The following is a 22,409-nucleotide window of genomic DNA, read 5'->3' on the forward strand; positions in this document are numbered from 1 at the left end:
GGGCCGATTGGGTTGGCAATTGGCGGTGACCGGGTCGGATGTCAGTGTGGGGCTTTAGGCTGGCCGGGTGTCCAAAACGCCGGTGAGAGCGCAGGCCAAGGGGGCTGGACAGGTGACCGCAAGCAATAATTCCGCTGTGGGCGAACAGCCTCCGGCCTCGCCCAAAAATCCTTCTAAAACCCCCAAATCGCCCAAGGGTGTCAAGACTACCAAGCCCGAGTCGCGTCTCGCCATGGTCCGCCGGGCCCGCCGGATCAATCGCGAGCTGGCCGAGATCTATCCGTACGCGCACCCCGAGCTCGACTTCGAGAATTCCTTCGAGCTGCTCGTCGCCACGGTCCTCTCCGCCCAGACGACCGACCTGAGGGTCAACCAGACCACGCCCGCGCTCTTCGCCAGGTATCCGACGCCGGAGGACCTGGCCGCAGCGGCTCCGGAGGAGCTGGAGGCGATCATCAGGCCGGCGGGTTTCTTCCGCGCCAAGGCCCGCTCCCTGCTCGGCCTGTCCGCCGCCCTGAGGGACAACTTCGGCGGCGAGGTGCCCGGCCGCCTCGCGGACCTGGTCACGCTCCCCGGCGTCGGCCGCAAGACGGCCAACGTGGTGCTCGGCAATGCCTTCGGCATCCCCGGGATCACCGTCGACACCCACTTCGGCCGACTCGTGCGCCGCTGGAAGTGGACCGATCAGGAGGACCCGGAGAAGGTCGAGGCCGACGTCGCCGCGATCTTCCCGAAGAGCGAGTGGACGATGCTCTCGCATCGCGTCGTCTTCCACGGCCGCCGGATCTGCCACTCCCGCAGGCCCGCCTGCGGCGCCTGCCCGATCGCGCCGCTGTGCCCTTCGTACGGCGAGGGTGAGACGGACCCCGAGAAGGCGCGGAAGCTCCTCAAGTACGAGATGGGGGGCCACCCGGGTCAGCGCCTGAGGCCCCCGCCGGACTATCCCGGCAAGCCGGCGCCCGCGCTGGGCGCCGCCGGGTGACGGCAGCGGGCAGTGCGGCGGGTGACGGCGTCACCGGGCGTGCCCCGGTGGACGGTGTGACCTGGCAGAACCACATGACCGGGCGGAACCATCGGGCCCCGGGTGGGCGTTGGGAGAGACGGGGGTGCCTATGACGCGTGCGAGTGAGACCTGCGACGGCAGGCCGGCCGAAGGTGCCGGACTGCCCGACATCACGGTGACGAGCCGAGGGCTGCCCGAGTGGCTGGAGCCGGTGGCGCGGGTCGCCAGGGACGTGCGGCCCGAGCAGCTCAGCCGGTTCCTGCCGCCGGAGAGCGGCAGTGGCCGCCAGTCGGCCGTGCTGGTCCTCTTCGGCGAGGGCGCGGACGGGGAGCCCGAGCTGCTGCTCATGGAGCGTGCGGGCACTCTGCGTTCGCACGCGGGGCAGCCGTCCTTCCCGGGCGGCGCGCTCGACCCGGCCGACGGCGCCCCGGAGACGACGGGACCGCTGCGGGCCGCGCTGCGCGAGGCCGAGGAGGAGACCGGGCTCGATCCGTCCGGCGTCCAGATCTTCGGCGTGCTGCCCCGGCTCTACATCCCGGTCAGCAGCTTCGTCGTGACGCCCGTCCTCGGCTGGTGGCGCGAGCCGAGCCCGGTCGGCGCCGTCGACCTCGCCGAGACCGCCAGCGTCTTCACCGTCCCCGTGGCGCATCTCACTGATCCGCGCAACCGCGTGACGAGCGTGCACCCGCGTGGACACACTGGGCCCGCTTTCGCGGTCGGATCCGCGCTGGTCTGGGGATTCACGGCGGGGGTCATCGACAAGATCCTTCACTTCGCGGGCTGGGAGCGTCCTTGGGACCGCTCCAGGCAAGTCCCGCTCGACTGGCACGCATGACAGGGTGGCCCACGTGAATGTCATGGACATCTTGCTGCTGGTCGCCGCGGTGTGGTTCGCGATCGTCGGCTACCGCCAGGGATTCGTCGTCGGCATTCTGTCGGTGATCGGCTTCCTCGGCGGCGGCGTCGTCGCGGTCTACCTGCTGCCCTTCCTGTGGGACCAGTTGACCGACGGATCAGAGGTCAGCTCCACGGCCGCCGTCGTCGCGGTCGTGATCGTGATCGTGTTCGCCTCGGTGGGCCAGGCGTTCACGACCCACCTGGGCAACAAGCTCCGCAGACACATCACCTGGTCACCGGCGCGCGCCCTGGACGCCACCGGCGGCGCGCTGGTCAACGTCGTCGCGATGCTGCTGGTCGCCTGGCTGATCGGCTCCGCGCTGGCGGGCACCTCGCTGCCCACGGTCGGCAAGGAGGTGCGCAGCTCCAAGGTGCTCCTGGGGGTCTCGCGGGTGATGCCCGACCAGGCGAGCACCTGGTTCACGGACTTCAGCTCCATTCTCGCGCAGAACGGCTTCCCGCAGGTCTTCAGCCCCTTCTCCAATGAGCCGATCACCGAGGTCGAGGCCCCGGACCCGGCGCTCGCGGGCAGCCCGGTCGCGGCCCGCGCCAAGCGGTCCATCGTCAAGGTCGTCGGTACCGCGCAGAGCTGCGGCAAGGTCCTCGAAGGCACCGGATTCGTCTTCTCCAACCGCCGTGTGATGACCAACGCCCATGTGGTCGGCGGGGTGGACGAGCCCACCGTCCAGATAGGCGGCGAGGGCCGGTTGTACGACGCGAAGGTGGTGCTCTACGACTGGGAGCGCGACATCGCCGTCCTTGACGTACCGAACCTCAAGGCCCCCGCGCTCGAATTCGCCGACACCGGGGCGGACGCCCGCAGTGGGGACAGCGCGATCGTTGCGGGCTTCCCGGAGAACGGCGGATACGACGTGCGCTCCGCCCGCGTCCGCGGCCGGATCAACGCCAACGGGCCGGACATCTACCACCGCGGCACGGTCCGCCGAGACGTCTACTCGCTCTTCGCGACGGTCCGCCAGGGCAACTCGGGCGGCCCGCTGCTCACCCCCGAGGGCAAGGTGTCCGGCGTGATCTTCGCCAAGTCGCTCGACGACGCCGAAACCGGTTACGCCCTGACGGCCGACGAGGTCCGCGAGGACGTCCGCGCCGGCCTCGGCGCCAACCAGCAGGTCGACAGCCAGGGATGCGCGCTCTGAGAGGCCGGACAACGACATGCGTCTGACGATTCTGGGCGGCGGGGGATTCCGCGTTCCACTGGTGTACGGGGCGCTCCTGCGCGACCGCGCCGAGGGCCGCGTCACCCACGTCACCCTCCACGACCTGGACACCGCCAGGCTGACCGCCATCGCCCGGGTCCTGCGCGACCAGGCGGACGGCGTGGCCGACGCGCCGGCCGTGACCGTCACCACCGACATCGACGAGGCCCTGCGCGGCGCCGACTTCGTCTTCTCCGCGATCCGCGTCGGCGGCCTGGAGGGCCGCGCGGCCGACGAGCGCATCGCCCTGGCCGAGGGCGTCCTGGGCCAGGAGACGGTGGGCGCGGGCGGGATCGCGTACGGACTGCGTACCGTCCCCGTGGCCGTCGACATCGCGCGGCGGGTCGCCCGGCTCGCCCCGGACGCCTGGGTCATCAACTTCACCAACCCGGCGGGCCTGGTCACCGAGGCCATGTCCGCCCACCTCGGCGAGCGCGTCATCGGGATCTGCGACTCACCCGTGGGCCTGGGCCGCCGCGTCGCCAGGGTGCTCGGCGCCGACCCGACGCGGGCCCGGCTGGACTACGTGGGGCTCAACCACCTGGGCTGGCTGCGCGGCGTGTACGCGGAGGACGCCCCCGAGGTGAACCTGCTGCCGCGGCTGTTCGCCGACGACGCCGTCCTGACCTCCTTCGAGGAGGGCAGGCTCTTCGGCGCCGACTGGCTCCGCTCGCTCGGGTCCGTACCCAACGAGTATCTGCACTACTACTACTTCAACCGCGAGGCGGTCACCGCCTACCGCGACGCGAAGCAGACCCGCGGCGCGTTCCTCCGCGACCAGCAGGCGCGCTTCTACGACGAGATGGCGGGCGGCGCGCCGGCGGCCTGGTCCGCCTGGGACCGTACGCGCGCCGAGCGCGAAGCCACGTACATGGCGGAGAACAGGGAGGCGGCGGGCGCGGGCGAACGGGCCGCCGACGACCTGGAGTCCGGCGGGTACGAGTACGTCGCGCTGGCCCTGATGCGGGCCATCGCCCGCGACGAGGCCGCCACGCTCATCCTGAACGTCCGCAACGGCTCCACGCTCGCCGTGCTCGATGAGGCAGCCGTCATCGAGGTCCCGTGCCTGGTCGGCGCGTCCGGCGCCCGTCCCCTCCCCGTCGCGCCGCTGACCGGCCACGAGGCGGGCCTGGTGGCCGCCGTCAAGGCGGTGGAGCGGTGCGTGCTTGAGGCGGGCGGCAGCGGGTCGGCGCGGGCGGCGGTGAAGGCGTTCGCCCTGCACCCGCTCGTCGACTCGGTCGGGGTGGCGCGCAGGCTCCTCGACGGCTACCGGAGCGCGCACCCCGGACTTGACTACCTCAAGTGACGCCCGTAGGTCCGCCGTGAACGGCTTCCGCCGCGGAGGTCAATCGCGGGGATGCGGATGGCGCAGTCGCGCCGAGACCCAGCGGGCCCGGCGGCGGAGGATGCGCGGAATTCCGAGACGGAGATCATGGCTCTGATCCGGAGAACCGCCCCTTCCGTGGGCGCCCAGCGTCATTGCCGAGCGGCGGTTGCGTGCTGCGTCACCGTAGTCGTGCGTCGAGCCCATACCCCGACGTCTGCCCGTGCCCCAAGGTCGGTAATCGCCTCAGGGGCACCAATTTGGCCTATGCGCCGGGCAATTGGCTGTTCGTAGGGCAAGTGTTCAAATATGTGCAGCAGCGGGAGTCGCGCACGGTGATCGTTCCCTGGTCGACGGCCGGTCGGCAGTCGACCAGGGAACGATCACCGGTCGGGCTCGGGGTCCTTGAGCCAGTTCACCAGCTCCGCCGAGAAGGCCGTCGGGTCCTCCTCGTGCGGGAAGTGCCCCAGACCGTCGAACAGCCGCCAGCGGTAAGGAGCTTCGACGTACTGCCCGGAGCCCGCCGCGCTGCGGGTGCGCATCACCGGGTCCAGTGAGCCGTGCAGATGCAGCGTCGGCACCTGCACAGGCCGCTTCATCCTGCGGTTGAAGAGGATGCCGTCGGGCCGCGCCATCGACCGCACCATCCACCGGTACGGCTCGATCGCACAGTGCGCCGTCGACGGGATGGACATGGCCCGCCGGTAGACGTCGATGTCCTCGTCGTCCGGCAGCCGCGGCCCCGACCAGTCGCGGATCAGCCGGCCCACCAGCGCCGCGTCGTCCGCCATGAGCTGACGCTCCGGCACCCACGGCCGCTGGGATCCCCATACGTACGATCCGGCCCGCGACTGCGAGACGTCGGAGAGCATCGCCGAGCGCCAGCGGCGCGGGTGCGGCATCGAGGAGACCACGAGCCGGCGCACCAGCTTGGGCCGCATCACGGCTGCGGTCCACGCCAGATAGCCGCCCAGGTCGTGCCCGACCAGCGCCGCGTCCGGCTCGCCCAGCGACCGCACCACACCGGTGATGTCCAGCGCGAGGTTCGCCGGGTCGTACCCGCGCGGCGTACGGTCGCTGCCGCCCACGCCCCGCAGGTCCATGGCGACGGCCCGGAAGCCCGCGTCGGCGAGCGCGGTCAGCTGGTGCCGCCACGTCCACCAGAACTGTGGGAAGCCGTGAACCAGCAGCACCAGCGGCCCGTCGCCGACCTCCGCGATGTGGAAGCGCGCACCATTGGCCGCCACGTCGCGGTGGGTCCACGGGCCATCGATGCGTACGGCGGAGGGGGATGGTGCGGATCCGGATTCAGGGGCCGTCATGTGGACGAGCGTGCCACAACCGCGGCCTTGTCACCGACCTGGCGGGGGTGAGGCTTGACGCTCTGGAGTACGGCCGCCGTCTGCTTGGCCGAGGCGATGGTCTTCTCCGGCGGCTTGACCTTCTTGAACTTGCGGACGGCCAGCAGCGCCAGCAACCCCGCGAGCAGCAGAAACGCTCCGCCCACGATCAGGAAGGACCAGGCGAGCCCCAGCCCCAGGTTGTGGATGCCGTACGCCGCCGCCAAGCTGAGCACCGGCAGCGAAAAGAGTGCGAACACCCCGGCGATGCCGATGGCGCCGCCACCGATGCCGACACGCTTGGCATCCTGCCGCAGCTCGGCCTTGGCCAGCGCGATCTCGTCGTGCATCAGAGCGGACATCTCGGCGGTCGCCGTGGCGACCAGTTGACCGAGGCTCCGGTCGGCGCTGTCAGCGGTGCGGACGGGGTCGCTCATCGCTCACTCACTCTTCCTTCTTCTTATTCGACTTTTTCACGTCAACGTCTACGCGTCTGATGTCGGACCTCAGCCCCTCAGACCTCAGCCCCTCAGATCATGCCGGACTGCCGCTGTCGTTGCTCGCTGCCCCGGGGTCTTCGGCGAGCTTGCGGTGGGCTGCGGCCTTCCGTTCGTAGATCGCGGCCATCCGCAGGTGGTACTCCGGCTGGTCCTGCTCGTAGATGTCCGGAATGCCGTCCTGGTCGTCGTCGCGCTCCTCCTCGTCGAACAGCGCACGGTACCTGCGTACCCGCAGCTTGAGCAGAATCGCGGAAAAAACGGCGGCGATCAGCGAGCCGATGAGTACGGCCGCCTTGACCTGCCCGGTCAGCTCGGCGTCCCCGCCGAACGCGAGCTCGCCGATGAGCAGCGAGACGGTGAAGCCGATGCCGGCGAGTGTGGCGACGGCGAACACATCGGGCCAGGCCAGGTCGTCGTTGAGCTCGGCCCTGGTGAAGCGGGCCGCCAGCCAGGTGCCGCCGAAGATGCCGACGGCCTTGCCCACCACCAGGCCCAGGACCACACCGAGGGTCTCGGGCCGGGTGAACACATCGCCGAGCGCACCGCCGGAAAGGGTGACCCCGGCGGAGAAGAGCGCGAACAGCGGCACGGCGAGACCGGCGGAGAGGGGACGTACGAGGTGCTCGATGTGCTCGCCGGGGGAGTGCTCCTCATCCTCGCGGCGCGAGCAGCGGAGCATCAGACCCATCGCGACTCCGGCGATCGTGGCGTGCACGCCGCTGTTGTACATCAGCCCCCAGATCACCAGGGCGAGTGGGACGTAGAGGTACCAGCCGTGCACGTTCTTGCGCAGCAGCACCCAGAAGACGGCGAGGCCGACGACCGCGCCGCCGAGCGCCGCGAAGTCGATGTCGCTGGTGAAGAAGGCCGCGATGATCAGGATGGCGAAGAGATCGTCGACGACGGCCAGGGTGAGCAGGAAGGCGCGCAGCGCGGACGGCAGTGAGGTGCCGATGACCGCGAGGACGGCGAGCGCGAACGCGATGTCGGTGGCCGTCGGGACGGCCCAGCCGCTCATTGAGCCGCCGCCGATGGTGTTCACCGCGACGTAGACCAGGGCGGGCACGGCCATGCCGCAGAGCGCGGCGATCACGGGGAGCGCGGCGGCCTTCGGATCGCGCAGTTCACCCGCGACGAGCTCGCGCTTGAGCTCGATGCCGGCGACGAAGAAGAAGACGGCGAGCAGGCCGTCGGCGGCCCAGTGCTGGACGGACAGGTCCAGGCCCAGCGACGAAGGGCCGATGTGGAAGGCGCGTACGGACTCGTAACTGCTGCTCAGCGGCGTATTGGCCCAGATCAGAGCGGTGATGGCGGCGATCAGCAGGAGGACGCCGCCGACGGTCTCGGCGCGCAGCGCGTTCGCGACGTAGGTGCGCTCGGGGAGCGAGAGATGTCCGAGGAACTTGCGGGTGGGGCTGGGCGCGGCCACGAGTGGAGACCTCCGGTCGGTGGGCAGCATGAAGCACATTGCCGACCAGACTTCCCGGCGCACCTATGGAGTTTGACGCGTCCGTGACGCGGTCATCACCCTACCGTGGTGCGCGAGGGCGGATCCGGTGATCTTCACCTTACGAGTGGAAAGGGCACCCGGCGCGCGGAGGCGGGTGCCCTTTCCATACTGCTTCAGGTGCCTGCGGGGTCAGTCCTCGCTGGAGGCGCTCGGCAGCTGGGTCTGGATCAGGTCCATGACCGAGGCGTCGGTGAGCGTGGTGACGTCGCCCAGCTGGCGGTTCTCCGCGACATCGCGGAGCAGCCTGCGCATGATCTTGCCGGAGCGGGTCTTGGGCAGCTCGGCCACCGGGAGGACGCGCTTGGGTTTGGCGATCGGGCCGAGCGTGGTGCCGACGTGATTGCGCAGCTCCGCGACCAGACCGTCGTCCACGCTGGCCGTACCGCGCAGGATCACGAACGCGACGATCGCCTGACCGGTGGTCGCGTCCGCCGCGCCCACGACGGCCGCCTCGGCGACCTTCGGGTGGGCGACCAGCGCCGACTCGACCTCGGTGGTCGAGATGTTGTGGCCGGACACCAGCATCACGTCGTCGACCCGGCCGAGCAGCCAGATGTCGCCGTCGTCGTCCTTCTTGGCGCCGTCGCCCGCGAAGTACTTGCCCTGGAAGCGCGACCAGTACGTGTCGATGAACCGCTGGTCGTCGCCCCAGATCGTACGGAGCATGGCGGGCCACGGCTCGGTCAGGACCAGATATCCGCCGCCGCCGTTCGGGACCTCGTTGCCGTCGTCGTCGACGACGGTGGCCGAGATGCCGGGCAGGCCGCGCTGCGCCGATCCTGGCTTGGTCGAGGTGACACCGGGCAGCGGCGAGATCATCATCGCGCCGGTCTCCGTCTGCCACCAGGTGTCGACGACCGGGCACGTCCCGGCGCCGATGTTCCCCCGGTACCAGATCCACGCCTCGGGGTTGATCGGCTCACCCACCGAGCCGAGCACCCGCAGCGAGGACAGGTCGAACTTGGCGGGGATGTCGTCTCCCCACTTCATGAACGTGCGGATCGCGGTCGGCGCCGTGTAGAGGATCGTGACGCCGTACTTCTGGATGATCTCCCAGAAGCGCCCCTGGTGGGGGGTGTCGGGCGTGCCCTCGTACATGACCTGCGTCGCGCCGTTGGCCAGCGGTCCGTACACGATGTACGAATGCCCGGTCACCCAGCCGATGTCGGCCGTGCACCAGTAGACGTCGGTCTCCGGCTTGAGGTCGAAGACGGCGTTGTGGGTGTACGCGGCCTGGGTGAGGTAACCACCCGAGGTGTGCAGGATGCCCTTGGGCTTGCCCGTCGTCCCCGAGGTGTAGAGGATGAAGAGCGGGTGCTCCGCGTCGAACGCCTCGGGGGTGTGCTCCGCGGACTGGCGGGCGACGATCTCGTCCCACCACACGTCCCGGCCGGTGTCCCACGCGGTGTCCTGGCCCGTACGCCGCACGACGAGCACATGCTCGACCTGCGGACACTTGGCGACGGCCTCGTCGATGGCGGGCTTGAGGGCGGTGGGCTTGCCGCGCCGGTAGCCGCCGTCCGCGGTGATGACCAGCTTGGCGTCGGCGTCCTGGATGCGGGACGCGACGGCTTCGGCCGAGAAGCCGCCGAAGACGACCGAGTGCGCGGCGCCGATCCGGGCGCAGGCCAGCATGGCCACGGCTGCCTCGGGGATCATCGGCAGATAGACGGCGACGCGGTCGCCCTTGCGCACGCCCAGCTCGGAGAGGGCGTTCGCGGCGCGCGATACCTCGTCCTTGAGCTCGGCGTAGGTGATCGCGCGGCTGTCGCCGGGCTCGCCCTCGAAGTGGATGGCGACGCGGTCGCCGTTGCCCGCCTCGACGTGGCGGTCCACGCAGTTGTACGCGACGTTGAGCTTGCCGTCTGCGAACCACTTCGCGAACGGCGGATTCGACCAGTCGAGGGTCTCGGTCGGCTCGGTGGCCCAAGTGAGCCGCCGGGCCTGCTCGGCCCAGAAGCCCAGCCTGTCCGCCTCGGCCTGTTCGTACGCCTCCGCCGTCACATTGGCGTTCGCGGCCAGCTCAGCAGGCGGAGCGAAGCGGCGCTCCTCCTTCAGAAGGTTGGCCAGGCTTTCGTTGCTCACGACATCTCCCTTTCCCAGGGCGTCCGATGTGTCCCGTCCCCTAGCTCATCAGTCCCGTGCCCGGGTGACAAGAGGCTTCCCGGAATTGGTTTAGACCTGTGAGCTGCGGTGGGCCGGTGCGGCGGCTGATTCACGAAGTGCGTACGGCGCCTCCCGGCGGGTCGCGCGGGGAGGCGCCGTACGGTCTCACGGACGGGAGGGCGGTCCGGTTCAGACCCGGTCTTACGGACGGGAGGGTGGTGCGGTTCAGGCCGGTCTCAGGGGCGCGAGTGTGGTGCGGTTCAGGCCGGTCTTACGGGCGGGAGGGTGGTGCGGTTCGGACGCGCGACTCTCCTTCGAGGTCCTGGGCCTCCGGAGCCCCGGGACCTTCCGGACCTCGGCCGTCAGACGCGTGACTCTTCGCGTGAGCCGTCGGGCGGCCCTTCGAGTTTCCCCGGGTGCATGCCTTCGTCGTCGTACGCCGAGGGGCCGATCCGGTCGAAGACCTCCGCGCTCTCGCCGACCAGCGCGCCGTCCTCCAGGAGATACGCCTGGGCCTCGCCGACATGGAAGTACATGCCGTGCAGTTCGAGCGCGCCTTCGGCGAGCCCCCGCTGCACTGCCTCGTGGCTGCGCAGATGCTCCAACTGCTGGACCACATTGGTCAGACAGAGCTGCTCGATCGCGTCGGTCGGCAGCCTCCCGGAGATCCGCGCCCAGGAGTGGTGACGGCTCTTCATCCGCTCCAGGCTGGGCAGCCCGTGCCGCAGCCAGCGGCGCAGGGGTGACTGCGCGCCGTCCGACGGCGTATTCATCAGGGCCTGCATCGCTCCGCAGCCGGAGTGCCCGCAGATGGTGATGGACCCCACCTTCAGCACGTCCACGGCGTACTCGATGGCCGCGGCCACCGAGTCGTCCGCACCCACCGCGCCCGGCGGGGGCACCAGATTTCCCACATTGCGTACGGTGAAGAGGTCGCCGGGGCCGCTGGACGTGATCATGCTGGTGACCAGGCGGGAGTCGGCGCAGGTGATGAAGAGCTGCGAGGGCCGCTGCCCCTCGCGCGCCAGCCGGGCCAGCTCCTCGCGAACCAGCGGCGCCGTATTGCGCTGGAAGGCGCTGAGCCCGCTGGCCAGTTGACCGCCGCTCGCCCGTCTCGGTGCGACGGAGCGGATGGGGTGGTCGGACTGGGTGGCCCGAGTGGCCTGAGTGGTCCGGGAGGGGCTGTCGTGCCGGTCCGCATCGGGGGCGGAATCGGCGGGTGACTGGATCACGGGCCTACCGGAGCCGTCGGCCGGCGCGGTGCCGTGGTCGTCGCAGTGGTGGTTGCGCCAGGGCGTCCAGGGCCGGCAGCAGGTGTGCGCGGCGGAGACCGGGCCCGCGAAACGGTTGTCCGAACGCCCGGCGACCTCGACCCGGCCGCCCTGGGCGACATGCGCGTCCTGCCAGTCCTGGAGGGCCTCGAACGCCGCGTGGTCCATGAACGCCCCGTCCAGCTCGACAACCGCGTGCGCCCCCTGGGGCACCTGGTTCAGTGTGCGGCTCAGCCTGGGCACGGCGAGGAACGTCAACTGCCCGCGCGCCCGCACATGGTGGACGCCGTCCGCCGAGATCTCGGCGGTGATGCGGGTCTTGGCCAGCCGGTGCAGTGCCACGGCGACCGCCACCGCGACGCCGATCACCACACCTTCGAGCACCCCGTCGAGCACCACGGCGACCATCGTGACCGCGTAGACGAGCATCTCCCGGTGGCGCGTCACGCTGCGCAGGTGGGTGATGTTCACCATCTGGATGCCGACGAACATCACCAGTGCGGCGAGCGCGGCCAGCGGAATCAGATCGAGGACGGGTACCAGGAGCAGGGCCGCGAGCACGATCCACAGGCCGTGCAGCATCGTCGAGTTGCGGGTGATCCCGCCCGCCGACACATTCGCGGCGCTGCGGACGGCGACTCCGGTGATGGGCAGTCCGCCGAGCGCACCGGAGACGATGTTCGCCGCGCCCTGCCCGACCAGCTCCCGGTCGAGATTGGCCCGCGGGATCCTGATCCGCGGCTCCTTGCGGGCGGCAACCAGCTTGTCGACGGCGACGGCGGACAGCAGCGACTCGACGCTGCCCACCAGGGTGACGGTGAGGACGGCGGCCAGGATGCCGAGGACCGGGCCCTCGGGCAGCTCGGGCAGGGCGTGGCTGCGCCAGGACGGCAGGTCGACGCGCGGCAGGCTCAGCCCGGCGAACGCCGCGACTGCGGTGGCCGCGGCTACCGCGGCGAGGGCGGCCGGGATCTTCCGCACGATCCGGCCCGTATGGCCTGGAATGCGCGGCCAGAGCAGCAGCACCGTGACGGTGAGGGCACTCACGGACAGGGCGACCGGATGCAGGTCGGCCAACTGGGCGGGCAGGCCGCGCACATTGGCCACCGCGGAGCTCTGCGGGGTGCCGCCCAGGACGATGTGCAGCTGGGCGAGGGCGATGGTGACGCCGATGCCGGCCAGCATGCCGTGCACGATCGCCGGGCTGACGGCGAGGGCGGATCGGGCCACGCGCACTGTGGCCAGGGCGAGTTGGGCGACGCCGGCGAGCACGGTGATGGCGCAGGTGGTACGCCATCCGTACCGCTGGATCAGCTCGGCTGTGACCACCGTGAGCCCGGCCGCGGGCCCGCTGACCTGGAGTGCGGAGCCGCCGAGCCGACCGGCGACGATGCCGCCGACGGCGGCTGCGACCAGGCCCGCCTGGAGCGGTGCGCCGGTGGCGAGGGCGATGCCCAGGGAGAGCGGCAGCGCGATCAGGAAGACGGCGACCGATGCGGACAGATCCGCTCCGGCGATACGGAAGCGGCGGCCACCGGGCGGGCGGCCGGCGGACGGCGGGCCGTGCGGGCGCTGGAATCGGGACACGAGGGATGTGCGCGTGGCGCGAGATGTGTGGTCGTTGCGAGTGGGGACGCAGGCAGACATAGGTTCCCGTCTTCTCCGGGGCGGCGCGGTCGCGGGACGTGGGGTCGCGGCCGTGGGGCACGGCGTGCAGCGGCGGGATCTTTCAACTCTCGGTAAACGAATCGTAATGCAGGGTAAAGGACCAAGGGTGATTTACCGGTCAAATAGGTCAATCATTCACCCGTTCCAGTGAATAGGCATTTTGTGCGGCTTGTCACATCTTCCCCTTTGCTGAGGCATGCGAGGTTTGCCGCGCCATCTCGGCAATTCCGCGCCGTGTCGGCAAATCAACGCATCAACGCAGGAGACCTGAGGAAGAGGGTGGGCGGATGATGGCCGCCACGAAGAGGATCGCTGTCGGCGTCGTCGCCATGACCATGGCCGCGGCACTGGCCGGCTGCTCGGGATCCGTTTTCGGTTCCGGGTCCGGTGCTCCCGCTGCCAAGGAGGGGGCCCACGGAGCGAAGAAGAACGTTCCGGCGGCGGCGCCCAAGAGCGCGGTGCGTCTGATCGGGGACGGCTCGACCGCGTTCACCGGAGCCCAGCCCCATCTGCTCAAGCCGAAGCGGCTGAAGGCGGGGCAGAAGCCCCCGCAGTTCGTGGTCTTCTCGTGGGACGGCGCGGGCGAGGACAGCCAGCAGCTCTTCTCCCACTTCCGCAAGGTCGCCAAGAAGTACGACGCGACGATGACGTACTTCCTCAGCGGCGTCTATCTCCTCCCGGAGGAGAAGAGACACCTCTACGATCCGCCGAAGCACTCCGCGGGCCGGTCCGACATCGGCTTCAACGACGCCGAAGGCATCAAGGACACCGTGGAACACCTCCGCGGCGCCTGGCTGGACGGCAACGAGATCGGCACGCACTTCAACGGCCACTTCTGCGGCAAGGACGGTGGCGTCGGCACCTGGTCCACCGAGGAGTGGAAGAGCGAGATCTCGCAGGCCAAGGCCTTCGTGAAGCGCTGGAAGACCAACTCGGGCCTGTCGAAGGCCAAGCCGCTGCCCTTCGACTACGACAAGGAGCTCGTCGGCGCCCGCACGCCCTGCCTGGAAGGGCAGAAGAACATGATGAAGGCCGGAAAGGCGCTGGGCTTCCGCTACGACTCCAGCGGCGTCGGCAAGCAGGTCTGGCCGAAGAAGACCGAGGGGCTGTGGGACATGCCGCTCCAGCTCGTCCCGGTGCCGGGACGGGCCTTCGAAACGCTCTCGATGGACTACAACTTCATGGTCAACCAGTCGGGAACGGTCAAGGGGGATCCCTCGCAGCACGCCTACTGGGGTGACCAGATGCGCGACGGCCTGCTCAAGGCCTTCGGCCGCTCGTACACCGGAAACCGCGCCCCGCTGATCATCGGCAACCACTTCGAATCCTGGAACGGCGGCACGTACATGCGCGCCATCGAGGAGACGATCAAGACGGTCTGTGTGCAGCGCGATGTGCGCTGCGTGTCCTTTAAGCAGGTGGCCGATTGGCTGGACGTGCAGGACCCGAAGGTGCTGGAAAAGATGGGCACCCTCGACGTGGGCCAGGCGCCGAAGGAGGGCTGGCCCGCCTTCCTCGCCCCCCGGCCCGCGGCCGCCCCGCCCACCGGGGCAGCCGCACCGGCGAGGCCGGCAGCTCCGGCCAAGCCGGCGGACGGCCGCTGACTTCTCGGTCAAGCCGGCGGAGAAGCGCTGACGTCTCGGTCGAGTCGGCCGAGAGCCACGGGCTTCTCGGTCAGGCTGCGGGCTGAGGAGCCCGGGCCCTCCGCCAGTCCGTCTGAGGGACACGGTCAGGCCGGCTCAGGCCGGCTGAGGAGCACCGACCTCCGGGAAGCTCTCGTCGAGTACGAAGGCGGGGTCGACCTGGGCAGCCAGGTCGGCGCCCGTCTTCGCGTTTCCCCAGCTCTCCGCGTTCTTCAGATGGAACTGCACCATCTGCCGCGTGTAGCGCTCCCAGTCGCGTTGTGCGTACGAGTCCTCCGCGGCGTTCTGCAGGGCCTGGAGGGCGAGGCGGTTGTCCGCCTCCAGGAGCTCGAAGGCGGCCGGGCGGCCCTTCTCCATCCTGCGGACCCAGTCGGAGGCGCCGACGGTGACCAGGAGGTCGTCGCCGACCTCCTCACGCAGGAAGTCGATGTCGTCCTGGCCCTGCACCTTGTTGCCCACGACGTTGAGGGCCACGCCGTAGTCCCTGGCGTACTCCTTGTACTGCCGGTAGACGGAGACACCCTTGCGGGTCGGCTCGGCCACCAGGAAGGTCATGTCGAAGCGGGTGAACATGCCGGACGCGAAGGAGTCGGAGCCGGCCGTCATGTCCACGACGACGTACTCCTCCGGACCGTCGACGAGGTGGTTGAGGCACAGCTCGACCGCGCCGACCTTGGAGTGGTAGCAGGCGACGCCCAGGTCGGACTCGGTGAAGGGCCCGGTCGCCATCAGCCGGATCTCGCCGTCGTCCAGCTGGACGGGGCGGGCGCAGGCGTCGTACACCGGATTGTCCTCGGCCACCCGAAGCAGCCTCGAACCCTCGCCGGGCGGGGTCGTCTTGATCATCGTCTCGGCGGAGGCGATGCGGGGGTTGGTGCCGCGCAGATAGTCCTTGATGAGGGGGAGGTGCGCCCCCATGGCGGGCAGTGCGGCGGCCTGGGCCTCGTCGAGCCCCAGCGCGGCGCCCAGGTGCTGGTTGATGTCGGCATCCACGGCGACGACCGTGGCCTCATTGGCGGTGAGGTGACGGATGAACAGCGAGGACAGCGTGGTCTTCCCGCTGCCACCCTTCCCTACGAAAGCGATCTTCATGTTCACCAAGGGTAATCGCATGATTGCTCCTGGTGTGCACTGTGAGTGAAGAAGACCACTCCAAGGTGGGGTGAGTGCCGGGTGTGCGTAGGCTCCTTACTTATGAGTACGAAAGCTGATCCGTTGGAGGCGCTGGGCTCGCTGCCCGGTGTGCCCGAGGCCGTCGACTCCGTGCGCAAGGCCGTGGACCAGGTCTACGGGCACCGGGTCATGAGGCGCCGCAGCAACGAGATCACCGCGGAGGCGGCGCTGCGCGGGGCGCGTGGCTCGGCGGCCCTCTCGGGCGCGGACTGGGCGCTCGAGGAGGTGCGCAGACGCACCGACTTCAGTCAGGATGCCGAGTCGCGCACGGTCGGCGGGGCGCTTCGACTGACGGCCGAGGCCGGTCAGCTGCTGTCCGTCTGGCGGCAGTCGCCGCTGCGGGTGCTGGCCAGGCTGCATCTGGTCGCGGCCGGTGGTGCGGACGTGTCCGACGAACTGGTGGGCCGTCCGCGGCTCGCGGGTGAGCCGGTCGATGAGCCGCTGGTCGAGCTCGCGGTGCCCGGTGCGGACGAGGTGGCGGGACGGCTCGAGGGCTTGTCCGGGCTGGTCGTCGCGGGCGGCTCCGCGCCTGCTCTGGTGACGGCGGCCGTGGTGCAGGGCGAACTGCTGGCGCTGCGCCCGTTCGGCTCGCACAACGGGCTGGTGGCGCGGACCGCCGGACGCATCGTGCTGATCGGCAGCGGCCTCGACCCGAAGTCGGTCTGCCCGCTGGAGGTGGGCCACGCGGAGCTGGGGCGTGCGGCGTATGTCGCGGCGCTGGACGGCTATGTGTCGGGGACGCCCGCGGGAATGGCGGCGTGGATCGCGCACTGCGGGCGCGCCGTGGAGCTGGGGGCCAGGGAATCGACGGCCGTCTGCGAGGCGCTTCAGCGCGGAGCGGCGTAGGCGCGTTCCGCGGTGCGGAGTGGCGCAGGCGTGCTGACTGGGTCTGGCGAGGTGCAGGCGCGCTGCGAAGGCTTGCCGCATGGGGTGCGGCGGTACCAGTCCTGGTACCGCCGCTGGCACGTCCGTCGAGTTACCAAGCGTCCTCGTATTTTTGCCCATCAGGTCGGGAACTTGGCCCGTTACCTGGTGCGGCTGGCCCGTAATCGACGGGTCGACGTCGCGTGGGTGCTCAACTTCTGTGCGCGGTCCGTGGGGCCGAACTGCGTGAAAGGTGATCCTCTCGGATATCCTTGGTCTCGCGGGCCGTTGAGTCCTTTGTACTCCTGTCGCGGGGCAAGTGGAACCCCTGGCTGCACTTCTTTACTTTTAGGTTCAAATACGGGCAAAAGCTCCGGACGGTGATCCGGGCTGTCGTCGGGCGCGCCGACCGGCGTACCAGACCAGGCCCGCCGTGGCCGCGGCCGCACCCACGGCGGCTGCCGCGAGGAGCGCCGGGCGGGGCGGCATGGGGAAGGCGGGCAGCCGCTTCTTGAGGGGAACCGGCCGGTTGAAGACGAGAATCGGCCATTCGCGGGCGACCGCCTCACGGCGCAGAGACCGGTCCGGATTGACCGCGTAGGGGTGGCCGACCGACTCCAGCATCGGGATATCGGTGGCCGAATCGCTGTAGGCGAAACAGCGCGTCAGGTCGTACCCCTCGGACTTGGCCAGCTCCTTGATCGCCTCGGCCTTGGTGGGGCCGTACGCGTAGTACTCCACCTCGCCCGTGAAGCAGCCGTCGCTGCCGACGATCATCCGGGTCGCCACCACGCGGTCGGCGCCGAGGAGCTCGCCGATGGGCTCGACGACCTCCGCACCCGAGGTGGAGACGATGACCACATCGCGTCCCGCGGTGTGGTGTTCCTCGATGAGGGAGGCGGCCTCGTCGTAGATGATCGGGTCGATCAGGTCATGCAGGGTCTCGGCGACCAGCTCCCGGACCTGCTGGACGTTCCAGCCCTTGCAGAGCGCGGAGAGATATTCGCGCATCCGCTCCATCTGGTCGTGGTCGGCGCCGCCGGCCAGGAAGACGAACTGCACGTAGGCGGTGCGCAGAACATCCCGGCGGTTGATCAGTCCGCCTTGATAGAAGGACTTGCTGAAGGTCAGCGTGCTCGACTTCGCAATCACCGTCTTGTCGAGGTCGAAGAAGGCGGCTGTTCGAGGCAAGGAGTGGTTTTCCACGAGGCGAGCATAGGCGCCCACCATTCGGCGTACGCTGTGGCGCGTGGGTTTGCCTGAGAAGGCTCTCGGGTACACCATGGAAGTCACGGATCGTTCGCGACCGTGCTACCCCGGTCCGACTCCTCCCCCCCCCGAGTCGGCCGAGGAGACGACCCCCGTTCTCCCCCCCGACGGGGGTCGTCGCATGTCCGGATGTATTTTCGTCCTCCGGTTCTGATCGCTCCTCCTCTTCGAGGGTCTCGACGGCGCCGCCCTCCACTCTTGAGACTCGTCACGCTCCGTAGTGGTTCCGCTGCTCTCCGGGAGTCGCCGGAATAGGTGAGTGGGATATTCACAAGGCGCCGGTTGTCCACAGTTTTTCAGCAAGATCCACACGATTTTCCAGATCCCTCCACGGTGATTCCGTCCACGAAGTTCCTGGACGCAAGGAATCGCTGTGAGAGGGGGCGGAGATCGTGGCTGGATCCATCACATCCGACCGGTTGCCGACTGCCGAAGGGCGGCAGGGCAGGCCGTTGATCGTCACCGAGGACGTGGATCTGCTCGACGACTTGCTGCGGCTGTGCGCCGCGGCCGGCGCCGAGCCGGAAGTCCACTACGCGGTGCCCGCGCGCACCGGCAGCTGGGAGAGCGCGCCGCTGATCCTGGTCGGTGACGACGCGGCCGAGCGGGTGCGTGCCGCGGTGCTCGGAAGCGGGACCGCGCGCAGACGCGGCGTGATGCTCGTGGGCAAGGATCAGGACGATCCGAGTGTCTGGCGGCTGGCCGTGGAGATCGGCGCCGACCATGTGCTGCGACTGCCCGACGCGGAATCCTGGCTCGTCGAGCGGATCGCCGATGTGGCCGAGGGCGTGGGGCGCCAGGCGCTGACCGTGGGGGTCATCGGCGGGCGGGGCGGGGCCGGGGCGTCGACGCTGGCGTGCGCGCTGGCGGTGGCCGCCGCCCGCACCGGACAGCGCACGATGCTCATCGACGGGGACCCGCTCGGCGGCGGCCTCGACGTGCTGCTCGGCGGGGAGGCCGCGGAGGGCATGCGATGGCCGGATTTCGCCGAGTCCCGGGGGCGGGTCGGCAGTGGGGCGCTGGAGGATTCGCTGCCCGAACTGCATGCGCTGCGGGTGCTGAGCTGGGACCGGGGCGACCGGGTGGTGATCCCTCCGGAGGCGATGCGGGCGGTGCTGGCCGCGGCCCGTCGGCGCGGCGGGGTGGTGGTCGTGGATCTGCCGCGCCGGGTCGACGAGGCCGTCGCCGAGGCGCTGGCGCAGCTGGACCTCGGGCTGCTGGTGGTGCCGGCGGACCTGCGGGCCGTGGCGGCGGCGAGCCGGGTGGCGTCGACCGTGGGCATGGTGCTGCGGGACCTCAGGGCAGTGGTGCGCGGGCCGTACGCCTCGGGACTCGACGAGGAGCAGGTGGCACGGCTGCTGGGGCTTCCGCTCGCCGGTGAACTGCCGGTGGAGGCGGGGCTGCTGGAGGCGCAGACGGGCGGGACACCGCCGGGCGCCAGCGCGCGTGGGCCGCTGGCCCGGTTTTGTACGGCGTTCTGGGGCCGCGCCCTCGCCGGGGGCGGTGTCTCATGAGCGCCGAGCTGCTGGACGCCGTGCGGCAGCGGCTGGCGGAGAGCGGGGCCGAGCCGACGCCCGCCAGGGTGGCCGCCGCGCTCCGGGCGCAGGGGCGGCTGCTCGGCGACGCGGAAGTGCTGGGTGCGGCTGAGGAGTTGCGCTGCGAGCTGGTGGGCACGGGGGTGCTGGAGCCGCTGTTGGCCGACCCGTCGGTGACCGATGTGCTGGTGTCCGCTCCGGACCGGGTGTGGGTGGACCGGGGCGGCGGTCTTGAGCTCACCGGGGTTCGTTTCACCGACGCGGCGGCGGTGCGCAGGCTGGCGCAGCGGCTCGCGGCGGTGGCGGGGCGGCGGCTGGACGACGCGCGGCCCTGGGTGGACGCGCGACTGCCGGACGGGACACGGATGCATGCGGTGCTGCCGCCGGTGGCGGTCGGCTCGACGTGCCTGTCGCTTCGGGTGGTGAGGCTCAAGGCGTTCTCGCTGGATGAGCTGGTCGCGGCGGGCACGGTGCCGCCCGGCGGTGACCGGGTGCTGCGGGCGCTGATCGATGCCCGCGTCTCGTATCTGATCAGCGGGGGCACGGGCTCGGGGAACCCGAATCGCGCTTTGTGACACCTCTAAGGAGTGATCACTTTCGCGGCTCCGCGAAAACGACGGAGCGAGGCTCTGACCTGCTGCTTTATGGCTACCCTGGGCTCCATTCCGGAGCGCGTCCCCGGTTCCTTGGAATCGAAGGTTGGACGAAAAAGCCCCGGCCGTCCGCCTCGGGGGAAGCGGACGACCGGGGCGGCTTCAGCGGCCGAGCGTGTACGAGGTTCGGTTCGCCGGGTGCACGAACACCACGAACGGATCGCCATAGGACGTCCTGACCCAGCCTCGATTCCTCTGCGACGGCGGCCCTGCCGTCACCTTCGACGCCCGGTACCTGTCCACCACCTCGGCGTAACGCGGATCAATCCACTCACGCATATGGGCCTCCTTCGGCTTCGCTTCCCACCGACGCTACGGCCGCTGCGGATCGGAGACGAGAGCTTCGGTCAGTTCCCACCCGTATTGGAGCAGTCACCGCTACACGACCCCTCCGGGCCAGGCGGGGAGTGCTCACACGACGCTGCCACGGGGATGCTGGTGTCGGATGGCCCGACCCACATCGTGGGCTCGGGGGCGTACCCGGCGGCCGTGATTGCGGCCTGGCTGCGGGCCAGTGCATCCGGGTCGTGGCGTCCGGTGTCCGGGGCCTCAGGGACGTGGTGCACGAATAGGCCGAGCCGACCGGCGAGGCTCGCTTTGACGCGCGTGTGCAGGATCAGCGCGTGCCACCCCTCGTCCACCACGCGGGAGGGCTTGAGGCGGGCATCAGGATGCGCGGCGCAGGCCGCTTCGAACTTCAGGGCCTCCAGCACGATCAGTTCGGCGAGCGCGCTGTCCATGCCGAGGTTGTTCCGCTGGACGGTGGCGGTCACGGCGTCGAGGTCCTCGGGGTGGATCAGGTCGCGGACGTCCCGTGTCACGGATGCCTGGGTGGTCATACTCATGAGGGTGTTCTCCCGTTCTGTGGATGGGATGGACCGTCCGCCTCGGCCGGGGTTTCCTGGCCGGATGCATCGGCCGAGGCGGGTCTTGCAGCCCGCCGCCCCCGTGGGCATGGGGTGCTGGGGACGGCGGGGGTCAGTGGGGGTGCGGCTGGGGTGTCATCGCGTAGTCGAAGCGCGGGAACCCGTAGCTGTCTGCCGGGTGCTGGTCGAGCGGCAAGATCCTGCGGCTCTGACGGCAGCCCAGGCAGGCGTAGAGGATGCGGCCGGGCCCGGAGTTGGCGTGCTCCAGACCGACGGCGACCGTCTCTGCGGCGTCGATGCCGCACACGGCACAGATTTCACTCATGGGTGGCTTCCGGGGCGGTGAGCTGTGCCCATAGGCCGCAGACGCAGGTCGTGATGCCGGAGGACCTTGAGAGACCTTTGATGACGAGCGCGCCGGGGCCGTGGACTTGGAGGATGGGGAGGGGGGCTTGGCCGGTGGCGGTGATTCGCATCCGCGGGCCGGCCGTGGAGATGGTCATCTCGATGGATTCGGGGCGGTTGCCGAGGACGGCGACGAACAGTTCGTTCGCGACGAGCGGGGCATCCTCGTGAGCTACGTGGCCTGCCGTCCAGGAGCGGACTCGGTCAGCTTCCACCGGCAGGGCCATGAAGACCTTGCGCCAGGTATGCCCAGATTCGGACACGACTGTCCCCCGGATCCCGTAGTTATCTGAGTACGGATAGTTTTTATCTGTACTCAGATTGTCGCTGGAGTTGGCACTGGTCAAGTGAGCGGGGGACATTATGTGTACACAGATTGACGCGATCATTCGGAACGGTGGTGTGGGAGTGGCGCAGCCCGAATACCTGCGGATCGCCGCTGACCTGCGACGCCGTATCTCCTCCGGCGAGTTCGGGCCCGGCGACAGGATCCCCACCCTCCCGGCCCTGTGCGAGCACTACCGGGTCTCCGAGACGACGATCCGGAACGCCGTCACTCTGCTCCGCAACGAAGGCTTGCTTGAGACCCGTGCACGCGCGGGCACTCTCGTGCGCCCCCAGCCGCCCGTTCACCGCATGGCCGCAGACCGGTATCGCACCGCGCCGGGCGCGAAGTCCACGCCGTACACCCGCGATCAGGGGATCGGCTGGTCTGAGTACCGGCTCGACAAGCGATTCGAGAAGGTCCGAGCGGATGCTGCGCTGGCGTCGCTCTTCGAGTGCGAGGTGGCCGAGCGACTCCTCGCCCGCCACTTCGTTTTCTACGACAACGACCAGCCCACACAGATGTCGACCAGCTATGTTCGGTGGACTGACGTGGCCGGTACGCCGGTGGCCGACCCGATCAACGAGCCGTGGCCGGGCGGTACTCGGGCACAGATGGCCAGCCTGGGCATCACGGTCACCCGGATCACAGAGTCGTTCACCTCGGCCATGCCGACCGAGGTGGAAGCGGCGACGCTCCGCATCGGGGCCGGTGTCCCCGTGCTGCGGTACACCCGGCGGCACATCGCGGCCACCGGGCGCATCGTCGAGGTCGCTCACCCGATCGTCCGCCGCGGTGACACGACGATCGTGGACTTCGTCATCGATCTGGACGACTGAT

General features: G+C 69.8%; 20 protein-coding genes and 1 pseudogene. 9 read left to right on the plus strand and 12 right to left on the minus strand.

The genetic code is table 11. The annotated features are described in order from the left end of the window. Window positions 1-67: 67 nt before the first annotated feature. The 4 genes from nth to QMK30_RS07685 all read left to right on the plus strand — a co-directional run bounded on the left by nth (window position 68) and on the right by QMK30_RS07685 (window position 4,423). Complete coding sequence (gene nth / locus QMK30_RS07670) at window positions 68-982, plus strand: endonuclease III (RefSeq protein WP_502963086.1); 915 nt, start codon at window positions 68-70, stop codon at window positions 980-982. A gap of 130 nt (window positions 983-1,112) precedes the next feature. Continuing rightward, the gene (locus QMK30_RS07675; protein ID WP_283516424.1) at window positions 1,113-1,838 is read left to right on the plus strand and encodes an NUDIX hydrolase; all 726 of its coding nucleotides are present in this window, start codon (window positions 1,113-1,115) and stop codon (window positions 1,836-1,838) included. A gap of 13 nt (window positions 1,839-1,851) precedes the next feature. Next, complete coding sequence (locus QMK30_RS07680) at window positions 1,852-3,057, plus strand: MarP family serine protease (RefSeq protein WP_283516425.1); 1,206 nt, start codon at window positions 1,852-1,854, stop codon at window positions 3,055-3,057. Between the two features lie 16 nt (window positions 3,058-3,073). Next, a complete protein-coding gene (locus tag QMK30_RS07685; RefSeq protein WP_283516426.1) occupies window positions 3,074-4,423 on the plus strand; it encodes a 6-phospho-beta-glucosidase in 1,350 nt (449 codons plus the stop codon). Window positions 4,424-4,462: 39 nt separating this feature from the next. Here QMK30_RS07685 and QMK30_RS07690 read toward each other — a convergent pair whose 3' ends face one another. The 6 genes from QMK30_RS07690 to QMK30_RS07715 all read right to left on the minus strand — a co-directional run bounded on the left by QMK30_RS07690 (window position 4,463) and on the right by QMK30_RS07715 (window position 12,815). Continuing rightward, window positions 4,463-4,648 (minus strand): hypothetical protein, encoded by a 186-nt coding sequence (locus QMK30_RS07690; RefSeq protein WP_283516427.1) that lies wholly within the window; start codon window positions 4,646-4,648, stop codon window positions 4,463-4,465. A gap of 176 nt (window positions 4,649-4,824) precedes the next feature. Continuing rightward, window positions 4,825-5,763, minus strand: a complete 939-nt coding sequence (locus QMK30_RS07695; protein WP_283516428.1) for an alpha/beta fold hydrolase — start codon at window positions 5,761-5,763, stop codon at window positions 4,825-4,827. Beyond that, window positions 5,760-6,218, minus strand: a complete 459-nt coding sequence (locus QMK30_RS07700; RefSeq protein WP_283516429.1) for a phage holin family protein — start codon at window positions 6,216-6,218, stop codon at window positions 5,760-5,762. Before QMK30_RS07700 ends, QMK30_RS07695 begins: the two co-directional genes overlap by 4 nt. A gap of 97 nt (window positions 6,219-6,315) precedes the next feature. Beyond that, a complete protein-coding gene (nhaA, locus tag QMK30_RS07705) occupies window positions 6,316-7,749 on the minus strand; it encodes a Na+/H+ antiporter NhaA (RefSeq protein ID WP_283516572.1) in 1,434 nt (477 codons plus the stop codon). A 171-nt stretch (window positions 7,750-7,920) separates the two neighbouring features. Further along, a complete protein-coding gene (gene acs, locus QMK30_RS07710; protein WP_283516430.1) occupies window positions 7,921-9,876 on the minus strand; it encodes an acetate--CoA ligase in 1,956 nt (651 codons plus the stop codon). Between the two features lie 383 nt (window positions 9,877-10,259). Then, the gene (locus tag QMK30_RS07715) at window positions 10,260-12,815 is read right to left on the minus strand and encodes a bifunctional SulP family inorganic anion transporter/carbonic anhydrase (RefSeq protein WP_283516431.1); all 2,556 of its coding nucleotides are present in this window, start codon (window positions 12,813-12,815) and stop codon (window positions 10,260-10,262) included. A 308-nt stretch (window positions 12,816-13,123) separates the two neighbouring features. Here QMK30_RS07715 and QMK30_RS07720 point away from each other — a divergent pair, with 308 nt between their 5' ends. Next, complete coding sequence (locus QMK30_RS07720; RefSeq protein ID WP_283516432.1) at window positions 13,124-14,440, plus strand: polysaccharide deacetylase family protein; 1,317 nt, start codon at window positions 13,124-13,126, stop codon at window positions 14,438-14,440. 135 nt (window positions 14,441-14,575) lie between these two features. Here the strand turns inward: QMK30_RS07720 and QMK30_RS07725 are convergent, their stop codons facing one another. Beyond that, a complete protein-coding gene (locus QMK30_RS07725; RefSeq protein ID WP_283516433.1) occupies window positions 14,576-15,571 on the minus strand; it encodes an ATP-binding protein in 996 nt (331 codons plus the stop codon). Between the two features lie 102 nt (window positions 15,572-15,673). On the opposite strand from QMK30_RS07725, the gene QMK30_RS07730 reads away from it, so the two are divergent. After that, window positions 15,674-16,498: a Fic family protein gene (locus QMK30_RS07730; protein ID WP_283516434.1), complete on the plus strand. Its 825-nt coding sequence runs from the start codon at window positions 15,674-15,676 to the stop codon at window positions 16,496-16,498. A 372-nt stretch (window positions 16,499-16,870) separates the two neighbouring features. Here the strand turns inward: QMK30_RS07730 and QMK30_RS07735 are convergent, their stop codons facing one another. Further along, window positions 16,871-17,746 carry an HAD family hydrolase gene (locus QMK30_RS07735; protein WP_283516435.1) on the minus strand — a complete coding sequence of 292 codons (876 nt, stop codon included), beginning with the start codon at window positions 17,744-17,746 and terminating at the stop codon, window positions 16,871-16,873. 431 nt (window positions 17,747-18,177) lie between these two features. Here QMK30_RS07735 and ssd point away from each other — a divergent pair, with 431 nt between their 5' ends. Both ssd and QMK30_RS07745 read left to right on the plus strand, forming a co-directional pair. After that, window positions 18,178-19,299: a septum site-determining protein Ssd gene (ssd, locus tag QMK30_RS07740; RefSeq protein ID WP_283516436.1), complete on the plus strand. Its 1,122-nt coding sequence runs from the start codon at window positions 18,178-18,180 to the stop codon at window positions 19,297-19,299. Further along, a pseudogene (locus tag QMK30_RS07745) lies at window positions 19,296-19,874 on the plus strand (ATPase, T2SS/T4P/T4SS family); the annotation flags it as partial. The gene ssd and the pseudogene QMK30_RS07745, both read left to right, overlap by 4 nt. 201 nt (window positions 19,875-20,075) lie before the next feature. Here QMK30_RS07745 and QMK30_RS07750 read toward each other — a convergent pair. From QMK30_RS07750 to QMK30_RS07765, 4 genes are all read right to left on the minus strand, one after another. Beyond that, on the minus strand, window positions 20,076-20,252 hold the full coding sequence (locus QMK30_RS07750; RefSeq protein ID WP_283516437.1) for a hypothetical protein: 177 nt from the start codon (window positions 20,250-20,252) through the stop codon (window positions 20,076-20,078). 68 nt (window positions 20,253-20,320) lie between these two features. Then, on the minus strand, window positions 20,321-20,818 hold the full coding sequence (locus tag QMK30_RS07755) for a glycine-rich domain-containing protein (RefSeq protein ID WP_283516438.1): 498 nt from the start codon (window positions 20,816-20,818) through the stop codon (window positions 20,321-20,323). 133 nt (window positions 20,819-20,951) lie between these two features. After that, window positions 20,952-21,164, minus strand: a complete 213-nt coding sequence (locus QMK30_RS07760) for a hypothetical protein (RefSeq protein ID WP_283516439.1) — start codon at window positions 21,162-21,164, stop codon at window positions 20,952-20,954. Then, window positions 21,157-21,507: a hypothetical protein gene (locus QMK30_RS07765; protein WP_283516440.1), complete on the minus strand. Its 351-nt coding sequence runs from the start codon at window positions 21,505-21,507 to the stop codon at window positions 21,157-21,159. Before QMK30_RS07765 ends, QMK30_RS07760 begins: the two co-directional genes overlap by 8 nt. A gap of 145 nt (window positions 21,508-21,652) precedes the next feature. On the opposite strand from QMK30_RS07765, the gene QMK30_RS07770 reads away from it, so the two are divergent. Beyond that, complete coding sequence (locus QMK30_RS07770; RefSeq protein WP_283516441.1) at window positions 21,653-22,408, plus strand: GntR family transcriptional regulator; 756 nt, start codon at window positions 21,653-21,655, stop codon at window positions 22,406-22,408. Window position 22,409 lies beyond the last annotated feature (1 nt).

It is taken from the genome of Streptomyces sp. H27-C3 (assembly GCF_030063415.1).
Taxonomy (GTDB): Bacteria; Actinomycetota; Actinomycetes; order Streptomycetales; family Streptomycetaceae; genus Streptomyces.

Coding starts and splice junctions, on each gene's coding strand:
- QMK30_RS07690 (WP_283516427.1), bottom strand. CDS start 4,648: ATGGGCTCGACGCACGACTACGGTGACGCAGCACGCAACCGCCGCTCG.
- QMK30_RS07695 (WP_283516428.1), bottom strand. CDS start 5,763: ATGACGGCCCCTGAATCCGGATCCGCACCATCCCCCTCCGCCGTACGC.
- QMK30_RS07755 (WP_283516438.1), bottom strand. CDS start 20,818: ATGAGTATGACCACCCAGGCATCCGTGACACGGGACGTCCGCGACCTG.
- QMK30_RS07715 (WP_283516431.1), bottom strand. CDS start 12,815: ATGTCTGCCTGCGTCCCCACTCGCAACGACCACACATCTCGCGCCACG.
- QMK30_RS07675 (WP_283516424.1), top strand. CDS start 1,113: ATGACGCGTGCGAGTGAGACCTGCGACGGCAGGCCGGCCGAAGGTGCC.
- nhaA (WP_283516572.1), bottom strand. CDS start 7,749: ATGTGCTTCATGCTGCCCACCGACCGGAGGTCTCCACTCGTGGCCGCG.
- QMK30_RS07730 (WP_283516434.1), top strand. CDS start 15,674: ATGAGTACGAAAGCTGATCCGTTGGAGGCGCTGGGCTCGCTGCCCGGT.
- QMK30_RS07735 (WP_283516435.1), bottom strand. CDS start 17,746: ATGGTGGGCGCCTATGCTCGCCTCGTGGAAAACCACTCCTTGCCTCGA.
- QMK30_RS07760 (WP_283516439.1), bottom strand. CDS start 21,164: ATGAGTGAAATCTGTGCCGTGTGCGGCATCGACGCCGCAGAGACGGTC.
- QMK30_RS07750 (WP_283516437.1), bottom strand. CDS start 20,252: ATGCGTGAGTGGATTGATCCGCGTTACGCCGAGGTGGTGGACAGGTAC.
- QMK30_RS07685 (WP_283516426.1), top strand. CDS start 3,074: ATGCGTCTGACGATTCTGGGCGGCGGGGGATTCCGCGTTCCACTGGTG.
- QMK30_RS07720 (WP_283516432.1), top strand. CDS start 13,124: ATGATGGCCGCCACGAAGAGGATCGCTGTCGGCGTCGTCGCCATGACC.
- QMK30_RS07725 (WP_283516433.1), bottom strand. CDS start 15,571: ATGAAGATCGCTTTCGTAGGGAAGGGTGGCAGCGGGAAGACCACGCTG.
- QMK30_RS07700 (WP_283516429.1), bottom strand. CDS start 6,218: ATGAGCGACCCCGTCCGCACCGCTGACAGCGCCGACCGGAGCCTCGGT.